Source organism: Corallococcus sp. AB011P (assembly GCF_003611605.1).
GTDB lineage: Bacteria > Myxococcota > Myxococcia > Myxococcales > Myxococcaceae > Corallococcus > Corallococcus coralloides.
The window spans coordinates 25,493-46,868 of the sequence record NZ_RAVX01000005.1 but is presented as its reverse complement, the minus strand read 5'-3'; the positions used below and the strand labels follow the sequence as shown (position 1 = coordinate 46,868).

The window sequence follows — 21,376 nt, the reverse complement described above, 5'->3', positions numbered from 1 at the left end:
GCGGACGCACCCGCCTGGACGCCCGCTCGGTGGGCGGGCGTCCGGGTTGGCCCCACTCCGACAGGCAAGGGCTCACCACGCGCCGCGGCATCCCCACCCTTCCGCCAACGGAGGAAATGGATGCTCACGGAGTCGGTGTCAGGCGGTCCCCGGACGGAGGCGCTTCACGAAGCGAAGGTGGAGGCCATCGCCCGGCAGTTGCGGCAGCGGAAGGGAAAGGGGCCCGCGTCCTTCAAGAAGAAGTCCCCGCCCCACAGTGTCCCCAAGCGGTTCGACTCCCGGCGCCGCGACGAGAAGGTGGACCTGGGCGACCTGGACGCCATCCTCGACATCGACCCCGTGGGGATGACCTGCACCGCCGAGCCCGCCGCTACCTTCGACGCGGTGGTGCGAGCGACGCTGCCGCATGGGCTCGTCCCGTTCATCGTCCCCGAGCACAAGACCATCACGCTCGGGGGCGCCATCGCGGGGTGCTCCATCGAGTCCATGTCCTTCCGCCAGGGCGGCTTCCACGACACGTGTCTGGAGTACGAGGTCATCACCGCGAAGGGAGACGTGCTGCGCTGCTCACCGAAGGAGGATCCACTCCTCTTCCAGATGATGCACGGCTCGTTCGGGACGCTGGGCATCCTGTCCAAGGTGCGCTTCAAGCTCACGCGAGCAGCGCCCTATGTCCGGGTGACGAACGAGACGCATTCAACGCTGGAGTCCTTCCAGCAGGGCATCTGGCACCACTTCCAGGAGCCGGGCGCGGACTATCTGGATGGGCAGATCTTCTCTCCCACGAAGCACGTGCTCTGCGTGGGCCACTTCGTGGACAAGGCGCCGTACGTGAACCGCTACGAATGGCTCACCGCGTACTGCGAGACCATCCCGCGACGGAGCGAGGACTACCTCACGACGTATGACTATCTCTTCCGCTACAACCGGGGCGTCACGCACGCCCGGCCGCAGAACCTGCTCGCGAGGGCCCTGTTTGGAAAGCTCATCCACTCCGACAGCGTGCTGAGGACCGCCAACCGCTTCACCCAGCTTCTGCCGAAGAAGGACCCGCCAGTCATCGTGGACGTGTTCATCCCCTTCTCGCGCTCTGCGGACTTCATGGACTGGTACCACCGCGAGATGCGGCACTACCCCGTCTGGTGCGTGCCCTTCCGGCGGGCGCGCGACTACGAATGGCTGACACCGGACTGGTGGGCCGGAATGAACGACCCGCTGTTCCTGGACCTGGCCGTGTACGGCATGCCGCAGCCACCGGGCCGCAACGTCTACAAGGAGCTGGAGGACGAGCTCCAGCGCGTGAACGGAACCAAGACGCTCATCTCCTACAACTACTACGACGAGGCGACCTTCTGGAGCATCTGGAACCGCGAGACATACCAGGCCGTGAAGCAGCGCACGGACCCGGACAACCTCTTCCGGGACCTGTATGTGAAGACGTGCAAGGCGGCGCTCGGCCTGGAGTCAACGCGGGCCGGATAGCCTTCAGCCGATCTCCGTCCGCAGGCTCAGCGGACCGGCGGGGACACCGACGTCGTGAAGCGCGGGGTCGTCCTTCTCCGTCTGCCAGGCGTTGGCTTCCGTCACGGTCTTGCCGGTCGCCTCGTTGGTGATGGACATCTTGCCGTTGTGACCCGCGGGGGCAATCTGGCTGGTGTCGAAGCCGCTCCAACCCGTGCCGGAGTTCGCGAACGTGGCCTCGCCCCACGTCTGACCGGAGTTCGCGCCGGGCTTCGCCGTGCCGTCCTTCGACGCGGCCCACGCCACGCTGGTGTTGTTGTCGAACGCCACCACCTGCGACTGGCCGGGCTGGAGCGTGAACGTCTTGGGCGTGCTCTTGTCGAAGTTCTGCCCGTCGTTCGGGTTCCCGTTCTCGCCCGTCTTGTTCCAGAGCGTGATGGTCTGCGGCTCGTTGGTCTTGTTGGTGAAGGTGTTCGTGTACTTGAACTGGCCCTTCTGGCTCTCGTCGATGAGCTGCATGTTGCTGTTGTAGGGCGACCCGACGTTGTTCTTCGCGAGCCACGGCGCGTTCGCGGGCGCGGGCTCCGTGGAGCCGGCGGACGGAGGGCCGAAGCCGGGGCCCGCGTCACTGTTGTACGTGGGGTGCGCCGGAGCGGCCGCGCTGGAAGCCGGAGCCGCGCCCTGGGCCATCGGAGCAGAGGGGGCCGCCGCAGAAGGAGCCGCGGACGCGGAAGCCTCCGGAGCCTCGAAGGTGGAGGCCGAAGACGCGGAAGCCGCCTTCTGCGCCGGGGCCGCGCCGCCCACGCCGCCCACCGCGGACGCGGCACCCTCGGCGCCCTGGCCCAGGCCCGCGGGCGACTGCGTCTGGAGCATCTTCACCAGCTGCGAGAGCTGGCTCGCCAGCTGCGACAGCTGCTTCTCGAAGTCCCCGCCGGAAGCGCCGCCCAGCCGGCTCGGGCCCGCCTCGAAGGAGTCGGTCATGAGCATCCGGCGCAGGTCGTTCCGGGGCTGCTGCGCCGAAGCACCCACCACACCCTGAGCCGAAGCGGCGGCCGGCTTGAGCTGGGAGATGCTCGAGGAAGGCTGGAAGGAGGACGCGCGGTTCAGGGAGGAGATGGACATGCCGGGACCCAAGAGCAGGACGCATGCCAGCCTCCAGGCTCCGTGAAATCAATCACTTGGGCCGAGCGATCCCCGCTCGTCGCGATGACGCCATTCACCAGCTGATGTCCCGAGTCACCAGTGGGCTTCAGCCAGCGAGGGCCGCGAAGACATCCCGAAGGCCCGCGATGAGCGCGTCGCCGGGGTACGGCTCGCCCAGCGGACCCAGCGCGTCGCGCAGCCCTGCGAAGAGCGCGTGGACGTGCTGGGGCTTGTCGCCGTCCCAGTCCAGGTGCCGGGCGATCTCCCGGCTCTGCACCCGGAACTTCTCCAGCGACTCCTCGTAGGGCGCCGCCGTGGGGATGTTGATGCGCAGCAGCAGCGCCAGCAGCGCGAGGAGCTCCGCGAAGTCGTAGCGGTCCGACTTCGCGTCGTAGAAGGACTCCAGGCGAACGGTCTCCGGCTTGAACCAGTAGCCGATATAGGCCGCCGCCTTCTCGCGGCTGCGCTCCACGTCCACCTGGAGCTGGCCGTGCAGCTCCGGATCCACGTGCGTCACCAGCGACCTGAGGACCGTGGCCTTGCTCAAGGTCGTGCTGTCGAAGCGCCGCGTCGGCAGCGTGCGCAGCGGCGTTCCCTCGAAGGTGAGCACCTCCAGCTTCGGCAGCCGCGTGAGGACCTCCGGGAAGTCGAACATGAGCTTCACCTGCCGCCAGCTCCCGAAGGCCAGCCGGACGTAGGCGTGGGGGTTGTTGACCAGATTCACCCGCCGCAGCTCGACGCATCCGGCCAGTGACTCCGGCAGCCGCCAGAGGCAGTTGGACTCCAGGTCCAGGACCCGCAGCTTCTTGAGCTCGCCGATGGACTCCGGCAGCTCCAACAGGCGATTGCCGCGCAGGTCCAGCTCGCGCAGCTCCGTGAGCTGCCCCAGCTCTTCCGGGAGCGCGCGGAGGTTGTTGCGGCGGAGGTTGAGCTTCTCCAGCTTGCGGAACAGGAAGAGCTCCTCCGGCAGGGACGTGAGCCCCTTGTCCTCCAGCGTGAGGCTCTTGACCTTGTCGGGCTCCGCGATCTTCTTCGCGACGAGCTGACGGAACGCCTCCCGGATGCTGGTGAACGCGTCGCGAGCGACGGGCTTGCCCGCCGCCAGCCGGGCCCGCACCTTCTCCAGATCGACGCGGCCGTCCCTCACCACCGCCGGGACGAAGACGCCCTTCCCTTCGTAGGGGTCCTTCACGTCCTCCACCCCGCCGGCCACCGCGAACACCTTCGAGTCCTGGCCCAGGTAGCGGTGCGCATCAACAGCGCCCGCCACCTTGAAGGAGTAATGCGAGGCAAGGGTGCGGGCCTTGAGGTTGCCGCCCACGGAGACGCTGCCATGGTTGTAGACCGCCACCAGGTCTTCGGTCGTCACGTCGCCGGAGACGTGAAGCCGAGCACCGCCGATGGCGATGCGCTTCGCGACGAGGTTGCCGTGCACCTGGAGGAACGGCCCGAAGTCGTTCTCCCAGTTGAGCACGCAGCCTTCGACGGTGAGGTCGCCTCGCACGATGAGGCCGGTGAACGGAGGTTCATCCTCGTCGTCCTGCGCGAAGATTCCCTGGTGGAAGTCCAGCCCCAGGTCGTAGGGCATGACGACATTCCCGTTGAGGACGAGCACGCGGTCCGAGTCATCCTCGCGATTGCCAGGGGCCTTCACCTCGTCGCGAACCTGGGACCAGGTGAGGATTTCGAACGGCAGGTCGCGGGCGGGCGACTTGGACGTCTTCTTCATGGGTCCGACCTCTACCCCATCCGGTCGGAAGCCGGCAGTGCCTTCGGTGCGCTCTCCCGGACCCGTTGAAGGGTGGAGTCCCAGAGCAGCGACCAGGCCTCGCGGTTTCCATCGAACCCGCCCTCGCGGATCCGCGCCGCCAGCTCGCGGTTCAGCTCCTCGAGCCCCCCTTCGCGATGGAGCAGGACCACCAGCGCCCCGCGTTCTTCCTGCTGAGGCTCGTCACCCGCGCGCAGTTGCCGCTCCGCGATGCCCATCGCGTTGGCGATCATCCGCGCCGCGTAGACCTTGTCCTCCGGCAGCCCGGGCAGCAGCTCCCGGAGCAGCACCTCGCGAGCAATCGCCAGCAGCGCGGCCCCGTCCGGCTGTTCACGCATTCCGTCCCCCCGTCATCGAAAGAAGTTCCAGCTCCAGCTCCGGCACGACATGCGCCGTCAGCGCCAGCTCCAGCGAAGGCTCCCGGCCGGAGACGTGCCGCTCGCCCTGCTGCAGGGCAATCACCGCCCACCGAGCGTGGGCGAAGACCTCCCAGTAGCGCACCGCCTCCCAATCCAGCCGCCGGCCACTCACGCGCGCATACCCCCGCGCCAGCGCCTCACGGGAGCCGATGCCTCCCGCCTCCTTGTCGAACTGGCCGAAGCGCCAGCACCGCGCGCAGAACCACCCGAGGTCCTCCAGCGGGTCCGACCACGCCGCGAACTCCCAATCCAGCACGGCCGTGAGCCCGGCTTCGTCCAGCATGTAATTGCCCGTGCGGAAATCCCGGTGCGTCAGCACCAGCTCCGGCGTCCGGGGCGCATGCCGCTCCAGCCAGCGGATCCCCCACTCCAGCGCGGGGAACGCCGTGTGGTGGCCGTCCAGGAAGGATTGGAACTCCTTCACGCCTCGCAGCGCGGGTGACAGCGCCGGCACCGGGAGGAAGGACAGGGCCTCCACGGGAGGGCGGATGGCATGCAGCCGCGCCAGCTCCTCCCCCAGCCGCTCGGTCAGCACCTCGCGGTCTCCGCCCAGCCCCAGGTCTTTCACGATGCGATGGCCGGCGGCGGTCCCCCGCGCCTTGCGCATCACGAAGAACGCGCGCCCGAGCACGGAGCCGTCTCCCAGCCACAGCGGCTCCGGCACCGTCACGCCCGCGCGGAAGGCCTCTCGCAGCAGGGCGAACTCCTGCGCACGGCCGTGCGACACGGAGACGCCTGACGCCGCGTCGGAGCGCAGCACGCACTCCAGCACGCCTTCATGCGGCCCTCCGCTCACCACCGCCGTCAGCAGCCAGTTCTCCTGGATGGCGCCTCCGGAGAGCAGGCGCGCATCGACGAGCCGCACCTCGCGGGCCTCCGCCTTCGTGGCCAGGAAGGACTCCAGCGCGTGCTTGTGTTCCTCGCGCATCGTCATCCCACTCCCCACCGGAAGAAGTCCGCGCCCTCCGCCAGGTAGGCACGCGACAGCACCATCTTGTGGATCTCACTGGCGCCATCCACCAAGCGAGCCTGACGCGCGTACCGGTAAACCCATTCAACGAGCGTGTCCTTGGAGTAGCCGCGCGCGCCCATCAACTGGATGGCCGTGTCCGCGGCCTTGTGCAGCGCATCCGCCACGTGGATCTTCGCGATGGAGATGTCCGTGCGCGCGAAGTCCCCCTGGTCCAGCTTCCAGGCCGCGCTCATGGTCAGCAGCCGCCCGATGTGGATGTCCTTCGCCGCATCGCCCAGCATCCACTGCACGCCCTCATGCCGAGCCAGGGTCTCCCCGAAGCTCATCCGTCGCGAGACATAGCCGCCCGCCTCCTCCAGGCACCGCTTCGCCAATCCCAGCCAGCGCATGCAGTGCGTGAGGCGCGCCGTGCCCAGGCGGATCTGCGTCACCTTGAGGCCATCGCCCACGCCCAGCAGTCGCTGCTCGTCCGGGATGCGAAGCCCTTCGAAGACGAGCTCGCAATGACCGCCGTGCTCCTCGGGGCCCATGATGGGGATGCGCCGCTCGATGCGCCATCCAGGCTGGCTGGCGTCGAAGAGGAAGGCGGTCAGCCCCTTGCGCTCGTCATCGGAGGTGCGAGCCACCACGATGAAGTGCTGCGCGCCCTGGGCGCCGGTGATGAACCACTTACGGCCCGTGAGCACCCATTCGTCGCCCTGCCTCTCCGCCCGCGTATAGGTGAGGGACGGATCGGAGCCGCAGCCATCGGGCTCGGTCATCGCGAAGGCGGAGCGCACCTTGCCGTCGATGATGGGCTGCAACCAGCGCTGCTTCAGCGCCTCCGTCGCGAGCACCTTCTCCAGGACGATCATGTTGCCGTCATCCGGAGGCGCGGCATTGAACATCACGGGTCCAAAGGGCGAACGGGCCGATTCCTCGTAACAGGCCGCCATGCCCACCACGCCCAGGCCCTGCCCTCCGCGCGCCTTCGGCATCTGGAAGGCCCAGAGCCCCTGCGCGCGGGCCAACTCACGCACCCGAGCCACCACCTCCTCGCGGAGGTTTTCGTGCGCGTCGAACGCATCCAACTGCTTCTCCAGCGGCAGCACATGCGTGGCCACGAACTCACGCACGCGCAGCCGGTACGCTTCGATTTCAGGGGAGAGCGAGAAGTCCATCAGGGGCTCCTGGAGAGGAAGGACTACAGGGTGGAGCAGAGGTGGCCACCATCCACTTCAATGACAGAACCGCTCATGTAGCTGCCGGCCTCCGACGCCAGCAGCAGCAGCGGCCCATCCAGCTCCCGCATGTGGCCCAGCCGCCGGAAGGGAATGCGAGCGAGCAGCTTCTGTCCCGCGTCCTTCCCGAAGAAGGTCCGGTTGAAGTCCGTCTCGATGTAGCCGGGAGCCAGCGCGTTCACGCGGATCCGATGCCGCGCCAGCTCGAACGCCATCGCCTTGGTGAGGTGGATCAACCCGGCCTTGGAGGCACAGTAGGGCGCCACCCCGCCGCCCACCCGCAGCCCCAGGATGGACGCGATGTGGATGATGCTGCCCGGTGTCTCGTGCTCCACCAGACGGCGCGCCACGGTCCTCGACACGAGATACGAACCCTTGAGGTTGGTGTCGATGACAGCGTCCCACTGCGCCTCCTCCACCTGGAGGAAGAAGCCCTCGCCGGACACGCCCGCGTTGTTCACCAGGACGTCCAGCACCCCACCCGCCAGCGCCTCCGCCTCCGCCACGGCCTCCTGCACGGACGCCGCGAGCGTCACGTCCATGGACACCGCATGGGCGCGCAGCCCCAGCTCCCGCAGCCGCTCCACCTCCGCGGCCAGCCGGTCCGAGCGCCGCGCCGCCAACACCACCTCCGCGCCCGCCCGCGCCAGCACCTCCGCGAAGTGCAAACCCAACCCTCCAGAGGCGCCCGTCACCAGCGCGCGGCGTCCCTCCAGGCCAAACGCATCCACACTCATGAACGGGCTCCAGGGCAGGCAATCGATGACGCGAAACGTCGAAAGACTCCGGGTGATGTCTGGCGACTCTTGCTGTTGACGCCGCGCCAACAAGTCTCCACTATACCCATCACATGAGCCAGGATTTCCAACCATGAGCTACCAACACATCCGCGTTTCCTACGCGGACCGGGTCGCCAATGTGGAACTGCACCGGCCCGAAGCGCGCAATGGCTTCACCGTGCTCATGGCGGATGAACTGGCCGCCGCGCTCGCCGCCGCGGACGCGGATGAAGCGGTGCGGGTGGTCATCCTCTCTGGCGCGGGCAAGGACTTCTGCGTGGGGGCGGACCTCAGCGGTCAGGCCCTGGAGGTCACGAACACAGACATTCCCGGGGGCGCATGGGTCGAACCCGCGACCCGCGTCGCGCGCCAGCTGTTCATGTTGAGAAAGCCAGTCATCGCCGCCATCCAGGGCGCGGCGGTGGGCGTGGGCTCCACGATGATCCTCCCCGCGGACTTCCGGCTCGCGGCCAGGAACAGCCGTTTCGGGTTTGTCTTCAGCCGGCGGGGCATCTACCCGGAAGCGGGCTCCTGCTGGTTCCTGCCACGACTGGTGGGCCTGGGCCGCGCGATGGACTGGATGGTGAGTGGCCGGCTCGTCCCGGCGGAGGAGGCACTCGGCGCGGGGCTCGTCCAATCCCTCCATGAACCCGAGGCCCTGGCCGCCGCCGCGCAGGCGCTAGCAAAGGAGCTGGTGGAGTCCACTGCGCCGGTGTCCGTGGCCGTCATCCGTCAGGCGCTCTACCGGATGAGCGCCCTCCCCTCGCCGGAGCCCGCGTTCGCCCTGGACAGCCAGCTCATCGCGAGCCTCGGAGAGAGCGCGGACGCGCTAGAAGGCGTCATGGCCTTCATGCAGAAGCGACCCGCGCGGTTCTCCCGGACGGTGACCCAAGACCTGCCCGCGTTCCTCCCCTGGCAGGAGGCCCGGCGATGAGCGCGCTGGCCCCCCGCTGGAAGCGGCTGGAACCGGACGAGCGCCGGAAGCAGATCCTCGAGTGCGCCATGCGCCTGTTCGGCGAGCGCCCCTACGCGGACGTCTCCACCACCGACATCGCCAAGGAGGCGGGCGTCGCGCGGGGGCTCCTCAATCACTACTTCGGGCAGAAGCGGGATCTCTACCTGAAGGTCGTGAAGCGAATGCTGCTCATGCCCGGCATCGAAAAGAGCGTCCCCATGACCGGAACCCTGCGAGAGCGCGTGGAGCGCAGCGTCGAGTGGTACCTGGACACCGTGGCGACCCACGGCAAGACGTATCTGGCCGTCATCGGGAGCGGCAGCATTGGCGCGGATCCGGACGTCGATCGCATCATCGCCGAGGCGGACGACGTGGCCGCGTCGCGAACGCTCGAGTTCCTGGGGCTCAAGGCCGAGGTCGGCAACGATTCGCGGCAACGGGCGATGATCCGCTCCTACAGCGGGCTGGTGAAGGCCTCCATCCGCGAGTGGCTCCGCGACGGAACGCTCACCCGCGAGGAGACGCACCTGCTCCTGAGCGAATCGCTCCTGCTCATCGTGCGCGACCTGCTCCCCCAGCTCGCCCGGACGGCGACGCCCGGACGCGCCACCCCCGCGAAGCCGAAGGCCCAGAAGTGACGGGGCCAATGGCCGGTCCGGGCCCGCTCACCGGACGCACGCTGCTCATGTCCGGGGGAAGCCGTGGCATCGGGCTGGCCATCGGTGTCGCGGCCGGACGGCTGGGCGCGAACGTCGCGCTCCTGGCGAAGACAGGCACGCCGGACCCGCGCCTGCCGGGCACGGTCCACACGGCCGCCGCGGAGATTGAAGCCGCGGGAGGCAAGGCGCTCGCGGTGGTGGGCGACGTGCGGGACGAGGCGGACGTGCAGCGCGCCGTGGACGAAACGGTGGCGCGCTTCGGCGGCATCGACTTCTGCGTCAACAACGCGAGCGCCCTGGCCCCGCTCAAGACCGAGGAACTCCCGCTCAAGCGCTTCGACCTGATGCAGCAGATCCAGCTGCGCGGGACGTTCCTGCTGACGCGCACGGCGCTGCCGCACCTGCGGCGCTCGTCCCACGCGCACATCCTTTCGCTGTCCCCGCCGGTGAACCTGGCGCCCCACTGGATGGGCCTGCACCCCGCGTACACGATGGCCAAGTACGGCATGACGCTGCTCACGCTCGGCTGGGCGGCGGAGCTGGCGGACGCCGGCATCGGTGCGAACGCGCTCTGGCCGCGCACGCTCATCGCAACCGCCGCCGTGAAGAACCTGCTCGGCGGGGACGCTTCAATGGAGCGGGCCCGCTCGCCGGACATCATGGCGGACGCGGCGGTGGCCATCCTCCAGCGCCCGCCGCGCGAGTGCACCGGACAGACCTTCATCGACGAGGACGTCCTGCGCGCGGCTGGAGTCACTGATTTCAGCCGCTACGGCGGCGGCCCGGATGTGGCGCTCGACCTGTACGTCGACCCCTGAAGAGGAAGCACAACAGACAAGCGGATTGTCCTTTGACCTGGCGGAGGTGTGTCCATGGGTGCGTTTGACGCGAACCTGGAAGCGCAGTGCCTGTCCCTCGCGGCCCAGCTCACGCTGCCGCGCCTCCTCCAGCGCAACGCCACGGAATACGCGGACGCGCCCGCGCTCACCTACGGGAACAGCACCCTCACCTGGGGCCAGCTGCGCGAGCGCACCGCCGCGATGACCCGAGGGCTCTGCGTGCTGGGGCTGAAGCGCGGCGAGCGGATGATGATCATGATGTCCGGCCGACCGGAGCATTGGATCATCGACTATGCGGCGGCCCACCTGGGCGCCATCTCCTGTACCGCGTACCAGACCCTGAGCACGGAACAGGTGGGCTACGTCGCCCGGCACAGCGCGGCCACGGTGGTGGTGCTGGAGGGCGCGGACGAGCTGTCCCGGTGGTGGCCGGTGCTCGAAGCGCTCCCCGCCCTCAAGCGCATCGTCGTCGTGGACGCCTCCGCCCTTCCACGCGGGGACTCGCGGTTCATCTCCTTCGCGGACCTCGAAGCCGAAGGCCGCGCCCTCCACGAGGCCAACCCCCAGGCCTTCGAGGACACTTGGAGGGATATCCGCCCGGAGGATCCGCTGGCGATGATGTACACCTCCGGCACCACAGGCGACCCCAAGGGCGTGGTGCTGAGCCACCTCAACGCATTTTATGAAGCCGTCGCGGTGGACCAGTGCGTCCCCGTGCCGATGCGGGTCCCCTCCATCGCCTATCTCCCGCTGGCCCACGTGGCGGAGCGCGAGCTGGGGCTGTACCGAGCGCTCTACAAGGCGCTGCACATGCACCTGTGCACGGACCCCACGGGCGTGGTGCCGCTGTTGGCCCGCTCGCGCGCGCCCGCGTTCTTCGGCGTGCCGCGCCTCTGGGAGAAGCTCGCGTCCGGCCTCCGCATGAAGGTGGACGCGCTCCCGCCCGCCCAGCGTGAGCCCCTACTCGCCGCCCACGCCGCCGCGCTGGAGTCCTTCCGGCTGCGCGGCTCTGGCAGGCCCGTGCCCCCGGAGGTCCAGCAGAAGGCCTCGGACGCCGAGGCGCGCGTGCTCGAACCACTGCGCAAGTCCATGGGCCTGGATGCATTGCAATGGACGAGCAGCGGCTCCGCGCCCATCCCCGTGGACATCCTCGAGTTCCTGGGCGGCTTCGGCATCCAGGTGCTGGAGGTCTGGGGCATGAGCGAGACCACCGGCTGCGCCACCATCAACATCCCCACCGACTTCCGCGTCGGCTCCGTGGGGCGGCCCATCCCCGGGCTTCAGCTCAAGCTGGCGGAGGACGGCGAAATCTTCGTGCGCGGCCCGGTGGTGTTCCTGGGCTACCTCGCGGCGGACGGCCAGATTGTCCGCGCGACAGACGCGGACGGCTGGCTCGCCACCGGCGACATCGGCACGCTCGACGCGGACGGCTTCCTCAGCATCACCGACCGCAAGAAGGAGCTGATCATCACGTCGAGCGGGAAGAACATCGCCCCCTCCAAGCTCGAAGGCATGCTGCGCGCCCACCCGCTGGTGGCCCAGGCCCTCGCGATTGGCGACGGCCACCCCTACGTGACGGCGCTCGTCTCCCTGGATCCGGAGGCCGCGCCCGTCTGGGCCAAGGCCAAGGGCCTGTCCTCCGTGGCAATCGAAGACCTCGCGCGAGACCCCACCGTCCAGGCGGAGCTGGACTCTCTCGTCGCCGCGGCCAACGTGCGCCTCTCCCGCTCGGAGCAGATCAAGCGCTTCCACGTCGTCCCGGAAGCCTGGTCCCCGGTGACGGGAGAGCTGACGGTCACCCTCAAGCTCAAGCGCCGCGTGCTGCTCGCGCAGTACGCCGAACGCATCGCCGCGCTCTACGCGAACGCCTGACGCCCCTTCGGAGAACCGCCATGCACGTAAGAACCCCGGAGCAAGCATCGTTCGCGGATGCCATCGACGCGTTCTGCCGCGCCAGGACGGGCACGCGCGCGCAGCGGGACGCGCTGACCCACGACGGCACGGAGGCCCATGCCCCCGGCCTCTACGCCCAGATGGCCGAACTGGGCTGGCTGGGCGTGGGCCTCCCCGTGGAGTACGGCGGTTCCGGCGGAGGCATGGCCGACATGTGCCTCTTCGCGGAGCGGACCGCCTATGGGCTCGCGCCCGTGGGCGGCTACATCACCACCGCGGTGGCGGCGGGCCCCTACGCGAAGTTCGGGACCCCGGCGCAGAAGGAGACCCTCCTCGGCGGCATCGCGCGTGGCCGGGTGGAGGCCATCTCCATCTCCGAGCCCGGGGCCGGCTCCGACGCCGCCGCCATCACCTGCCGCGCGGTCCGGACGCACGGGGGCTTCGTCGTCAACGGCCAGAAGACCTGGTGCTCCAACGCGCACTTCGCGGACCACGTGCTGCTCGTGGCGCGCACGAACTCCGTGGGTTCTCGGCATGAAGGCCTCACCATGTTCTGCGTCTCCGCGGGCACGCCCGGCATGGAGATCCGCGGCATCCCCACGATGGGCGGCAAGGAGGTCAACGACGTCTTCTTCACGGACTGCTTCCTGCCGGAGTCCTCCGTGGTCGGCCTCGTGGATCAGGCCTGGCCCCAGTTGATGGCGGGGCTCAACAGCGAGCGGCTCCTGCTCGCCGCGTCCATGCTCGGCCGGGGCCGGCGCGCGTTCGACGACGCCGTCGCCTACGTGAAGGAGCGCAAGCAATTCGGCCGCGCCGTCGGCTCCTTCCAGGCGCTCAAGCACCGCATCGCGGACCTGGCCACGGAGCTGGATTGCTGCGAACTGCTCGTCTACCGCGTGGCGGCCATGGCGGATGAACACCCGGACCGGATGCTCCCCCGCGAGGCCTCCATGGCGAAGCTCAAGACGACGGAGACCGCCAAGCGCGTGGCGCTGGAGGGCATGCAGATGATGGGCGGCTACGGCTACGCCACCGAATACGACATGGAGTCGCACCTGCGCGCCACGGTCATCTCCACCGTCTACGGCGGCACCAGCGAAATCCAGCGCGACATCATCGGCAAGACCTTCGGACTCTAGGAGACAGACATCATGACGACGGCACGTCCCCGCTGGAGCTCGGATGACGTCGAGCAGGTGCGCACGCTCGCGGCCACCTACTTCACGAAGGAGGTCCTCCCCAACCTTCCCAAGCACGTGGAGCAGGGCCATCCGGACAAGGCGCTCTACCGCCGCGCCGGAGAGCTGGGCCTCTTGTGCATGTCCATCCCGGAGGCCTACGGCGGCGCGGGCGGCACGTTCGCGCACGAGGCGGTCCTCATCGAGGAACAGATCCGCGCCGGGGACCCGTCCATGGGCTTCCCCGTCCACTGCGCCATCGTCGCGCACTACCTGCTCGCCTACGCGTCGGAGGCCCAGAAACAGAAGTGGCTGCCCCGCCTGGCCAGCGGCGAGTGGGTGGGCGCCATCGCCATGACCGAGCCGGGCACGGGCTCCGACCTCCAGGCCATCAGCACCCGCGCGGTGCGTGAGGGCGACTTCTACCGGGTGAGCGGCGCGAAGACGTTCATCTCCAACGGCCACGTGTGTGACTTCATCATCATCGTCGTGCGCACGGGGCAGCCGGGCCACGCGGGCATCTCCCTCTTGTGCGCGGAGGTCTCCGACACGACGCCCGGCTTCCAGCGCGGCCGTATCCTCGACAAGCTGGGGGGCAAGGGTCAGGACACCACCGAGCTCTTCTTCGACGACCTGCGCGTCCCCGCCGTCAACCTGCTGGGAGGCGAGGAGGGCCGGGGCTTCGCCCAGCTCATGCAGCAGCTGCCCCAGGAGCGGCTGACCACGGCCATCATCGCGGTGGCGAGCCTGGAGCGCGCCGTCCAGCTCACGGTCGAGTACACGAAGCAGCGCCATGTCTTCGGCAAGCCGCTCTTCGCCCTGCAGAACACGCGCTTCGAGCTGGCGGAGTGCGCCACGCTCCAGCGGGTCTGCCGCACCTTCGTGGATGACTGCATTGCGTCCCACCTGGAAGGCAGACTCGATGTGACAACGGCGGCCATGGCGAAGTACTGGGTGTCCGACCAGGCCTGCCTGGTAGTGGACCGCTGCCTCCAGCTGTTCGGTGGGTACGGTTATATGAAGGAATACCCCATCGCCCATCTGTTCGCGGACACCCGCGTCCTGCGAATCTTCGCCGGCGCGAACGAGGTCATGAAGGAGCTCGTCGCCCGGTCCCTGTAGCCCCTCCCTTCTCACAAGGAGGCTCCCCGTGAGCCAGGAAGCATTCATCTTCGACGCCGTCCGTACCCCTCGCGGCAAGGGCAAGAAGGGCGCCCTGCACGGCACCAAGCCGGTGTCGCTGCTCGTCGGCCTGGTGGACGCGCTCAAGCAGCGCCACCCGAACCTGGACCCGAAGCACATCGACGACGTGGTGCTGGGCGTCGTGTCCCCCGTGGGCGACCAGGGCGCGGACATCGCGCGCACGCTCGTTCTGGCCGCGGGCCTGCCGGAGACCACCGGCGGAGTGCAGCTCAACCGCTTCTGCGCCTCCGGCCTGACGGCGGTGAACATGGCCGCGCAGCAGGTGCGCTCCGGCTGGGAGCACCTGGTCATCGCGGGCGGCGTGGAGAGCATGTCCCGCGTCGCCATGGGCTCCGACGGCGGCGCGTGGGCCATGGACCCCGCCACCAACTACGACACCTACTTCGTGCCGCAGGGCATCTCCGCGGACCTCATCGCGACCATGGAGGGCTTCACCCGCGAGGACGTGGACCGCTACGCCGTGCGCTCGCAGGAGCGCGCCGCCCACGCGTGGAAGAACGGCTACTTCCAGAAGTCCGTCGTCCCCGTGGTGGACCAGAACGGGCTCACCATCCTGGACCGCGATGAGCACATGCGCCCGGACTCCACCGTGGCCTCGCTGGGCCAGCTGAGCGCGTCCTTCACGGCCATGGGTGAGATGGGCGGCTTCGACGCGGTGGCGCTCCAGAAGTACCACGCGGTGGAGCGCATCAACCACGTGCACACGCCGGGCAACTCCTCCGGCATCGTGGACGGCGCGGCGCTGGTGCTGGTGGGTTCGGAGAAGGTGGGCAAGACGCTGGGCCTCAAGCCTCGCGCGCGCATCGCCGCCGTGGCCACGTCCGGCGCGGAGCCGACCATCATGCTGACCGGCCCGCTGCCGGCCACCCGCAAGCTGCTGGACATCGCCGGCCTGTCGGTGAAGGACATCGACCTCTTCGAGCTCAACGAGGCCTTTGCCTCCGTGGTCCTCAAGTACCAGAAGGACCTGGACATCCCGGACGAGAAGCTCAACGTCAACGGCGGCGCCATCGCCATGGGGCACCCGCTGGGCGCCACCGGCGCCATGATTCTTGGAACCGTGGTGGATGAACTGGAGCGGCGCAACGCGCGCCGCGCGGTCGTCACCCTGTGCGTCGGCGGCGGCATGGGTGTGGCCACCCTCGTCGAGCGCGTCTGACCCTCCCTCCCCTTTCAAAGACTTTCGAGCGAACACCATGAGCGAACAGAACACCCTGCGCTGGGAACAGGACGCGGACGGCATCGTCGTCTTGACGATGGACGACCCCTCCCAGTCCGCCAACACCATGAACGCCGCCTACGTGAAGTCCATGCGCGCGGCGGTGGACCGGCTGGTGAAGGAGAAGGACAGCATCACCGGCGTCGTCATCACCTCCGCGAAGAAGACCTTCTTCGCGGGCGGCGACCTCAACGACCTGCGCCGCGTGAAGAAGGATGAAGCGAAGCAGGTCTTCGACCTGGGCCAGGAGATCAAGGCGCAGCTGCGCACGCTGGAGACCCTGGGCAAGCCCGTGGTCGCGGCCATCAACGGCGCGGCGCTGGGCGGCGGGCTGGAGATCGCCCTCGCGTGCCACCACCGCATCCTCGCGGACGTGAAGGGTGCGCAGGTGGGCCTGCCCGAAGTGACGCTGGGCCTGTTGCCCGGCGGCGGCGGCGTGGTGCGCACGGTGCGCATGCTGGGCATCACGGACGCGCTGATGAAGGTGCTGCTCCAGGGCCAGCGTTACCGCCCGCAGGAGGCGAAGGAGCTGGGTCTGGTCCATGAGGTGGTGCCGTCCGTGGACGCGCTCCTGCCCGCGGCGAAGGCGTGGGTGAAGGCGAACCCGAAGGCGCAGCAGCCGTGGGACCAGAAGGGCTACAAGATCCCCGGCGGCACGCCGTCCCACCCGGCGTTCGCGGCGAACCTGCCCGCGTTCCCCGCCAACCTGCGCAAGCAGCTCAAGGGCACGAACATGCCCGCGCCGCGCGCCATCATGGCGGTGGCGGTGGAGAGCACGCAGGTGGACGTGGACACCGCGTTCACCATCGAGTCGCGCTACTTCACGGAGCTCGTCGTCGGCCAGGTCGCGAAGAACATGATGCAGGCGTTCTTCTTCGACATGCAGCACATCAACTCCGGCGGCGGCCGTCCCAAGGGCTTCCCGCAGCACACCGCGAAGAAGGTGGGCGTGCTGGGCGCGGGCATGATGGGCGCGGGCATCGCCTACGTGTGCGCCAAGGCCGGCATCGACGTGGTGCTCAAGGACGTGAGCCTCGCCGCCGCGGAGAAGGGCAAGGGCTACTCCGTCAAGCTGGTGGAGAAGGCCGTCTCCAAGGGCTCCGTCACGAAGGAGAAGGGCGACGCGCTGCTGGCGCGCATCACCCCCGCGGAGGACCCGGCAGCGCTCGCGGGCTGCGACCTGGTCATCGAAGCGGTGTTCGAGGACGTGAAGCTCAAGCACAAGGTCTTCCAGGAGATCCAGGGCGTGGTGGCGCCGGACGCGGTGCTGGGGTCCAACACCTCCACCCTGCCCATCAGCCTGCTCGCGGAGGGCGTGACGCGGCCGCCGGACTTCGTCGGCATGCACTTCTTCTCCCCCGTGGACAAGATGCCGCTGCTGGAGCTCATCGCCGGCAAGCAGACGAGTGACGCGACGCTGGCGAAGGCCATCGACATCGCGGTGCAGATTGGCAAGACGCCCATCGTCGTCAACGACAGCCGGGGCTTCTTCACCAGCCGCGTCATCGGCACGTTCCTCAACGAGGCCATCGCCATGGTGGGCGAGGGCATCGCGCCCGCGTCCATCGAGCAGGCGGGACTCCAGGCGGGCTACCCCGCCGCCCCGCTCCAGTTGGTGGACGAATTGACGCTGACGCTGCCCCGGAAGATCCGCCAGGAGACGAAGGCGGCCGTGGAGGCCGCGGGCCAGCCGTGGACGGACCACGGCAGCTACGCGGTGATGGACGCGATGATCGACCAGCACGGGCGCAAGGGCCGCTCCACGGGCGGAGGGTTCTACGACTACGCGGACGGCAAGCGGACGAACCTGTGGCCGGGGCTGGCGCAGCACTACACGAAGCCCGGGCACACCATCCCCTTCGAGGACATGAAGGAGCGGATGCTCTTCGCGGAGGCCATCGACACGGTGCGCTGCTTCGACGAGGGCGTGCTGCGCTCGACCGCGGACGCGAACGTGGGCTCCATCCTGGGCATCGGCTTCCCGCCGTGGACGGGCGGCGTCGTGCAGTACATCAACGGCTACGAAGGCCCGTCCGGTACGGGGCCGCGCGGCTTCGTCATCCGCGCGCGCCAGCTGGCGGAGCGCTACGGGAAGCACTTCCTGCCGCCGGCGTCCCTGGTCGCGAAGGCGGAGCGCGGAGAGCTGCTCGAGTAAACCCCTCACCCACACAAGAGGTCGCCCCATGAGGCATCAGCGGGAGCATGACGTGAAGGCACTCGTTTCAAGGCAGCGCGCCTGTTTCGAAACCCGCGTCACGCTCCCGCTGAAGTGGCGGCAGGAGCAGCTGCGGGCGCTCGAAGCGGCGGCGCGCAAGCATGAGGAGGCCATCCTGGCCGCCCTCAAGGCCGACCTCTCGAAGAGCCCGGAGGAGGCCTACCTGACGGAGGTGGGCAGCATCTACGGGGAGCTGAAGACGGCCCTCAAGCACGTGAAGGCCTGGATGGAGCCCCGGAAGGGCTCCGCGCCGCTCGTCATCCAGCCGGCGCGGGCCTGGCAGTACGCGGAGCCCCTGGGCGTTACGCTCATCATCGCGCCCTGGAACTATCCCTATCAGCTGTCGCTGGCGCCGCTCATCGGGGCGCTCGCCGCGGGCTGCACCGCCGTGCTGAAGCCTGGTGAGCACGCACCGGCGACCTCGCGCGTGCTCGCGAAGATGCTGGGCGAGGCATTTCCTCCCGAGGTCGTCTCCGTCGTGGAGGGCGGCGTGGAGGAGAGCCGCGCGCTGCTCGACGAGCGCTGGGACCTCATCTTCTTCACCGGAGGCCCCCAGGTGGGCCGGACCGTCGCCGAAGCGGCGGCCCGGCACCTGACGCCCACCGTCCTGGAGCTGGGCGGCAAGAGCCCCTGCATCGTCGACCGGAGCGCGGACCTGGAGGTCACCGCGCGCCGCATCGCCTGGGGCAAGTACGTCAACGCCGGGCAGACCTGCATCGCGCCGGACTACGTGCTCATTCCGAACGACCTCCAGGAGCGCTTCACGGCGCTGGTCCAGAAGGCCGTACGGAGCTTCTACGGAGACGACGCGAGCGCGAGCGCCGACTACGGCCGCATCGTCAACGCCCGCCACTTCGAGCGGGTCAGCGCGCTCGCGGCCCATGGAAAGATTGCCTTCGGCGGAGAGCGCGACGCTCAGAGCCGCTACTTCGCGCCCACCGTCATCACCGACGCGCCCCTGGCGAGCCCGCTGATGCAGGAGGAGATCTTCGGTCCCCTGCTCCCGCTGGTCGACTGCGAGGGCGTCGACGACGCCATCCGCTTCGTGCGCGCCCGCCCCAAGCCGCTCGCCCTCTACACCTTCGCGCGGGACGCCGCGGTGAACGAGCGCGTGCTCGCGGAGACGTCCAGCGGCGGCGCCGTCACCAACGACGTGTGCGTCCACTTCGCCGCGGAGGGGATGCCCTTCGGCGGCGTGGGCGAGTCCGGCCTGGGCGGCTACCACGGCCAGGCCAGCTTCGATGCCTTCAGCCACAAGAAGAGCGTGGTGAAGCGGCCGTTCATCCTGGACATGAAGCTGCGCTACCCGCCCTACACGGGGAAGCTGGACCTGCTGCGCCGCTTCCTGTGACGGGCCGGGGGCGCGGTTTTCTTCCGCGCCCCCTCCCCCGCTGACTACAGCGTCTTCATGTATTCCAGGAGGGCCCAGCGCTCGGGGTCGGTGAGCGACTGGGTGAAGTCATGTCCGCCGTTGCCCATGCCGTAGAGGTGGGAGTTGAAGATCATCCGGGAGCGGATCTGCTTCTGGGTGATGGGCGGCGGGGACTGGTAGGCCAGCGAGTTGTAGTTGGCGGCGAGGTTCGCGATGTTCGCGAAGAGCACGTCGGCCGTCGCCATCTCCCCGCTGCACGGGATGAACGGGTCGTTGGCCGGGGTGTTGGCGCAGGGCAGCGACGACACCTTCCAGCCCAGCTTCGCGAAGTCGTAGGACGCGTAGCTCGCGTCGTAGCCCGCGTTGGTCCCCAGGATGTTGGCGGACGTCTGGAGGCGCTTCCACACGGAGGGCCGGTCCGCCGGCTTCAGCACGTCCCAGAGGGTGGGCACGCTGCCGTTGTGGAAGAACGGCGCGGAGGCCCACGCGCCGTAGAGCGGCGGCGCGATGTAGCCGAACGGGCTGAGCCACTCGTTGGGCCCCACGGGTGAATAGACGGGGCCCAGCCCGTTGTCATACGCGCTGCGCGGCACCCGCCGCAGGGCGCTCATGATGAGGTCGTCGTAGAAGGGGCCGTGGTCGGGGGACTCGTCGTTGTAGGCCAGGAAGGACGTGTTCCAGGCCTTGCGCTTGCGGATGTCCGCCATCAGGTCCTTGCGCGCGGGGTCCGTGCGGATGGTCTCGATGGGGGTAATCACGCCCGCCACGCCCTTGAGGCGCGGGTCGGGCAGGTACGCCGGGTTCGCGGCATGGCGCGGCGAATAGACGCCGTGGCAGGACGCGCAGGAGCCGTTGCCCGGCGCCTTGGGGATGTTGGCGTTGGCGCCGTTGGCCCACAGGTCCCTCTCGTGGAAGAGCACCGCGCCCTGCTCGGCGAGCGCGGTGTTGACCGTCTTGGGGTACGTGGGGGGGGACATCGAGATGAAGAAGTTGTCGTTGTCCTCGAACTCGACGGTCATCGCCCGGCGCTGCGCGGGCGTGCGCCCCAGGTTCGCGATGCTGAAGGCCATCTCCGAGCGGACGTTGTCCGACGTGAGGGCGCCATCCCAGAACTGCCGCGTCTTGAAGGCGCGGTGCCACCAGCTGGGCGCGCGGGACTGGCCGCCCGCATGGGAGGGGAAGTACTCGAGCAGGCTGGGCGCCAGGGCCAGCGAGTCCATGTCGAAGAGCGCGGGCAGCAGGTCCACGATGCCAATGGCGTCACTGGTGCCGCGGCCCACGCTCCAGGGCACGGGCGCCAGCTGCAGCACGGTGCCCACGCCCGTCGAGCGGAAGAAGTCGGATTGGATCAACCCCGCGTCCAGCGCGTCGTTCGAGCGCCCCCACACGAAGCCGGACTCCTGTTCGGTCCCCAGCCGCGAGTCGTGGCACCCCGAGCAGCTGGAGCTGATGGCGCCCGTGTAGCGCCCGTTCGAGTCCCGCTCCTGCACGAGCCCCAGGGGGAGCTGGCCGCTGCCGCCATTGGTGAGGTTGGGGTTCTCCCACGGCAGCGGATAGGGATTGCGGAACGGCGCCTTCGCCATGCCGTAGCGCTTGATGACCTGCTCGTCGAAGTCCGAGGGGCGGATGAGGAAGCCCCAGAGCATGTAGAGGTTGTAGTAGGCGAGCGAGGTGGTGAACGGCTGGAAGTAGGCGCGCGTTTCAATGTTGGTGCGCCCCCGGGCCACGCTCGCGCGGAACTCGCCACACGTCGTGGGATTGGGCGGCAGCGTGGAGACAAACGGCGCCGGGGGATTGTGCAGGTCCACCCAGTACGCGTTGAACTGGACCGCCGCCCCGGGCTTGTTGACGCCCGGCACCACCAGCGTGCGCGGGTCCACCGGCAGCGGCGTGGAGTCCGGCTTCCCGTTGCAGGCCGCCACGAACGGCGACCGCACCGCCGTGGTCTCCAGCAGCGGTAATGGGTCGGCGGCAGCCGCGGCGCTGAACAGGAAGAGGACCAGGGAACTCGGACACGCCCACCTACGGCTCCATCGCAGTCTCATGCACGGCCTCCGACGCCTATTGGCACTTTGACAAC

Annotated in this window: 17 protein-coding genes; 10 read left to right on the top strand and 7 right to left on the bottom strand. The window is 68.9% G+C overall.

Annotated features, from left to right (window positions below):
* Positions 1-120 precede the first annotated feature (120 nt).
* Positions 121-1,482, top strand: a complete 1,362-nt coding sequence (locus D7X30_RS16010; RefSeq protein ID WP_120563809.1) for an FAD-binding oxidoreductase — start codon at positions 121-123, stop codon at positions 1,480-1,482.
* A gap of 3 nt (positions 1,483-1,485) precedes the next feature.
* On the opposite strand, the gene D7X30_RS16005 is transcribed toward D7X30_RS16010, so the two are convergent.
* From D7X30_RS16005 to D7X30_RS15980, 6 genes are all read right to left on the bottom strand, one after another.
* Positions 1,486-2,583, bottom strand: a complete 1,098-nt coding sequence (locus tag D7X30_RS16005; RefSeq protein WP_120563808.1) for a hypothetical protein — start codon at positions 2,581-2,583, stop codon at positions 1,486-1,488.
* A 127-nt stretch (positions 2,584-2,710) separates the two neighbouring features.
* Positions 2,711-4,333: a leucine-rich repeat domain-containing protein gene (locus D7X30_RS16000; protein ID WP_120563807.1), complete on the bottom strand. Its 1,623-nt coding sequence runs from the start codon at positions 4,331-4,333 to the stop codon at positions 2,711-2,713.
* Positions 4,334-4,344: 11 nt separating this feature from the next.
* Positions 4,345-4,710: a DUF6285 domain-containing protein gene (locus D7X30_RS15995; RefSeq protein ID WP_120563806.1), complete on the bottom strand. Its 366-nt coding sequence runs from the start codon at positions 4,708-4,710 to the stop codon at positions 4,345-4,347.
* The gene (locus D7X30_RS15990; protein ID WP_120563805.1) at positions 4,703-5,719 is read right to left on the bottom strand and encodes a phosphotransferase family protein; all 1,017 of its coding nucleotides are present in this window, start codon (positions 5,717-5,719) and stop codon (positions 4,703-4,705) included. The genes D7X30_RS15995 and D7X30_RS15990 overlap by 8 nt, the downstream gene beginning before the upstream one ends.
* A gap of 2 nt (positions 5,720-5,721) precedes the next feature.
* Positions 5,722-6,924 (bottom strand): acyl-CoA dehydrogenase family protein, encoded by a 1,203-nt coding sequence (locus D7X30_RS15985; RefSeq protein ID WP_120563804.1) that lies wholly within the window; start codon positions 6,922-6,924, stop codon positions 5,722-5,724.
* Positions 6,925-6,947: 23 nt separating this feature from the next.
* Complete coding sequence (locus D7X30_RS15980; protein ID WP_120563803.1) at positions 6,948-7,721, bottom strand: SDR family NAD(P)-dependent oxidoreductase; 774 nt, start codon at positions 7,719-7,721, stop codon at positions 6,948-6,950.
* Between the two features lie 133 nt (positions 7,722-7,854).
* Between D7X30_RS15980 and D7X30_RS15975 the strand changes: the two genes are divergently transcribed.
* From D7X30_RS15975 to D7X30_RS15935, 9 genes are read left to right on the top strand one after another with little or no spacing between them, the layout of a single operon-like run.
* Positions 7,855-8,697 carry an enoyl-CoA hydratase-related protein gene (locus D7X30_RS15975; protein WP_120563802.1) on the top strand — a complete coding sequence of 281 codons (843 nt, stop codon included), beginning with the start codon at positions 7,855-7,857 and terminating at the stop codon, positions 8,695-8,697.
* On the top strand, positions 8,694-9,356 hold the full coding sequence (locus tag D7X30_RS15970) for a TetR/AcrR family transcriptional regulator (protein WP_120563801.1): 663 nt from the start codon (positions 8,694-8,696) through the stop codon (positions 9,354-9,356). Before D7X30_RS15975 ends, D7X30_RS15970 begins: the two co-directional genes overlap by 4 nt.
* A gap of 8 nt (positions 9,357-9,364) precedes the next feature.
* Positions 9,365-10,195, top strand: coding sequence for an NAD(P)-dependent oxidoreductase (locus tag D7X30_RS15965; RefSeq protein ID WP_120563800.1), 831 nt, complete (start codon positions 9,365-9,367; stop codon positions 10,193-10,195).
* 54 nt (positions 10,196-10,249) lie between these two features.
* Positions 10,250-12,088 carry a long-chain fatty acid--CoA ligase gene (locus D7X30_RS15960; RefSeq protein ID WP_120563799.1) on the top strand — a complete coding sequence of 613 codons (1,839 nt, stop codon included), beginning with the start codon at positions 10,250-10,252 and terminating at the stop codon, positions 12,086-12,088.
* A 20-nt stretch (positions 12,089-12,108) separates the two neighbouring features.
* On the top strand, positions 12,109-13,248 hold the full coding sequence (locus D7X30_RS15955; RefSeq protein ID WP_120563798.1) for an acyl-CoA dehydrogenase family protein: 1,140 nt from the start codon (positions 12,109-12,111) through the stop codon (positions 13,246-13,248).
* A 12-nt stretch (positions 13,249-13,260) separates the two neighbouring features.
* Complete coding sequence (locus D7X30_RS15950; RefSeq protein WP_120563797.1) at positions 13,261-14,409, top strand: acyl-CoA dehydrogenase family protein; 1,149 nt, start codon at positions 13,261-13,263, stop codon at positions 14,407-14,409.
* A 28-nt stretch (positions 14,410-14,437) separates the two neighbouring features.
* The gene (locus D7X30_RS15945) at positions 14,438-15,649 is read left to right on the top strand and encodes an acetyl-CoA C-acetyltransferase (protein WP_120563796.1); all 1,212 of its coding nucleotides are present in this window, start codon (positions 14,438-14,440) and stop codon (positions 15,647-15,649) included.
* Positions 15,650-15,686: 37 nt separating this feature from the next.
* Positions 15,687-17,864: a 3-hydroxyacyl-CoA dehydrogenase NAD-binding domain-containing protein gene (locus D7X30_RS15940; RefSeq protein ID WP_120563795.1), complete on the top strand. Its 2,178-nt coding sequence runs from the start codon at positions 15,687-15,689 to the stop codon at positions 17,862-17,864.
* Between the two features lie 28 nt (positions 17,865-17,892).
* Positions 17,893-19,275 (top strand): aldehyde dehydrogenase family protein, encoded by a 1,383-nt coding sequence (locus D7X30_RS15935; protein ID WP_120563794.1) that lies wholly within the window; start codon positions 17,893-17,895, stop codon positions 19,273-19,275.
* A gap of 44 nt (positions 19,276-19,319) precedes the next feature.
* Here the strand turns inward: D7X30_RS15935 and D7X30_RS15930 are convergent, their stop codons facing one another.
* Positions 19,320-21,233, bottom strand: coding sequence for a hypothetical protein (locus D7X30_RS15930; protein ID WP_304984696.1), 1,914 nt, complete (start codon positions 21,231-21,233; stop codon positions 19,320-19,322).
* Between the last annotated feature and the right edge of the window lie 143 nt (positions 21,234-21,376).

Excerpts from the sequence above, each read along its gene's own strand:
- D7X30_RS15940 (WP_120563795.1), top strand. The coding sequence starts at position 15,687 with ATGAGCGAACAGAACACCCTGCGCTGGGAACAGGACGCGGACGGCATC.
- D7X30_RS15960 (WP_120563799.1), top strand. The coding sequence starts at position 10,250 with ATGGGTGCGTTTGACGCGAACCTGGAAGCGCAGTGCCTGTCCCTCGCG.
- D7X30_RS16000 (WP_120563807.1), bottom strand. The coding sequence starts at position 4,333 with ATGAAGAAGACGTCCAAGTCGCCCGCCCGCGACCTGCCGTTCGAAATC.
- D7X30_RS15990 (WP_120563805.1), bottom strand. The coding sequence starts at position 5,719 with ATGCGCGAGGAACACAAGCACGCGCTGGAGTCCTTCCTGGCCACGAAG.
- D7X30_RS15975 (WP_120563802.1), top strand. The coding sequence starts at position 7,855 with ATGAGCTACCAACACATCCGCGTTTCCTACGCGGACCGGGTCGCCAAT.
- D7X30_RS15955 (WP_120563798.1), top strand. The coding sequence starts at position 12,109 with ATGCACGTAAGAACCCCGGAGCAAGCATCGTTCGCGGATGCCATCGAC.
- D7X30_RS15985 (WP_120563804.1), bottom strand. The coding sequence starts at position 6,924 with ATGGACTTCTCGCTCTCCCCTGAAATCGAAGCGTACCGGCTGCGCGTG.
- D7X30_RS15935 (WP_120563794.1), top strand. The coding sequence starts at position 17,893 with ATGAGGCATCAGCGGGAGCATGACGTGAAGGCACTCGTTTCAAGGCAG.
- D7X30_RS16005 (WP_120563808.1), bottom strand. The coding sequence starts at position 2,583 with ATGTCCATCTCCTCCCTGAACCGCGCGTCCTCCTTCCAGCCTTCCTCG.
- D7X30_RS15980 (WP_120563803.1), bottom strand. The coding sequence starts at position 7,721 with ATGAGTGTGGATGCGTTTGGCCTGGAGGGACGCCGCGCGCTGGTGACG.
- D7X30_RS15970 (WP_120563801.1), top strand. The coding sequence starts at position 8,694 with ATGAGCGCGCTGGCCCCCCGCTGGAAGCGGCTGGAACCGGACGAGCGC.
- D7X30_RS16010 (WP_120563809.1), top strand. The coding sequence starts at position 121 with ATGCTCACGGAGTCGGTGTCAGGCGGTCCCCGGACGGAGGCGCTTCAC.
- D7X30_RS15995 (WP_120563806.1), bottom strand. The coding sequence starts at position 4,710 with ATGCGTGAACAGCCGGACGGGGCCGCGCTGCTGGCGATTGCTCGCGAG.
- D7X30_RS15965 (WP_120563800.1), top strand. The coding sequence starts at position 9,365 with ATGGCCGGTCCGGGCCCGCTCACCGGACGCACGCTGCTCATGTCCGGG.
- D7X30_RS15950 (WP_120563797.1), top strand. The coding sequence starts at position 13,261 with ATGACGACGGCACGTCCCCGCTGGAGCTCGGATGACGTCGAGCAGGTG.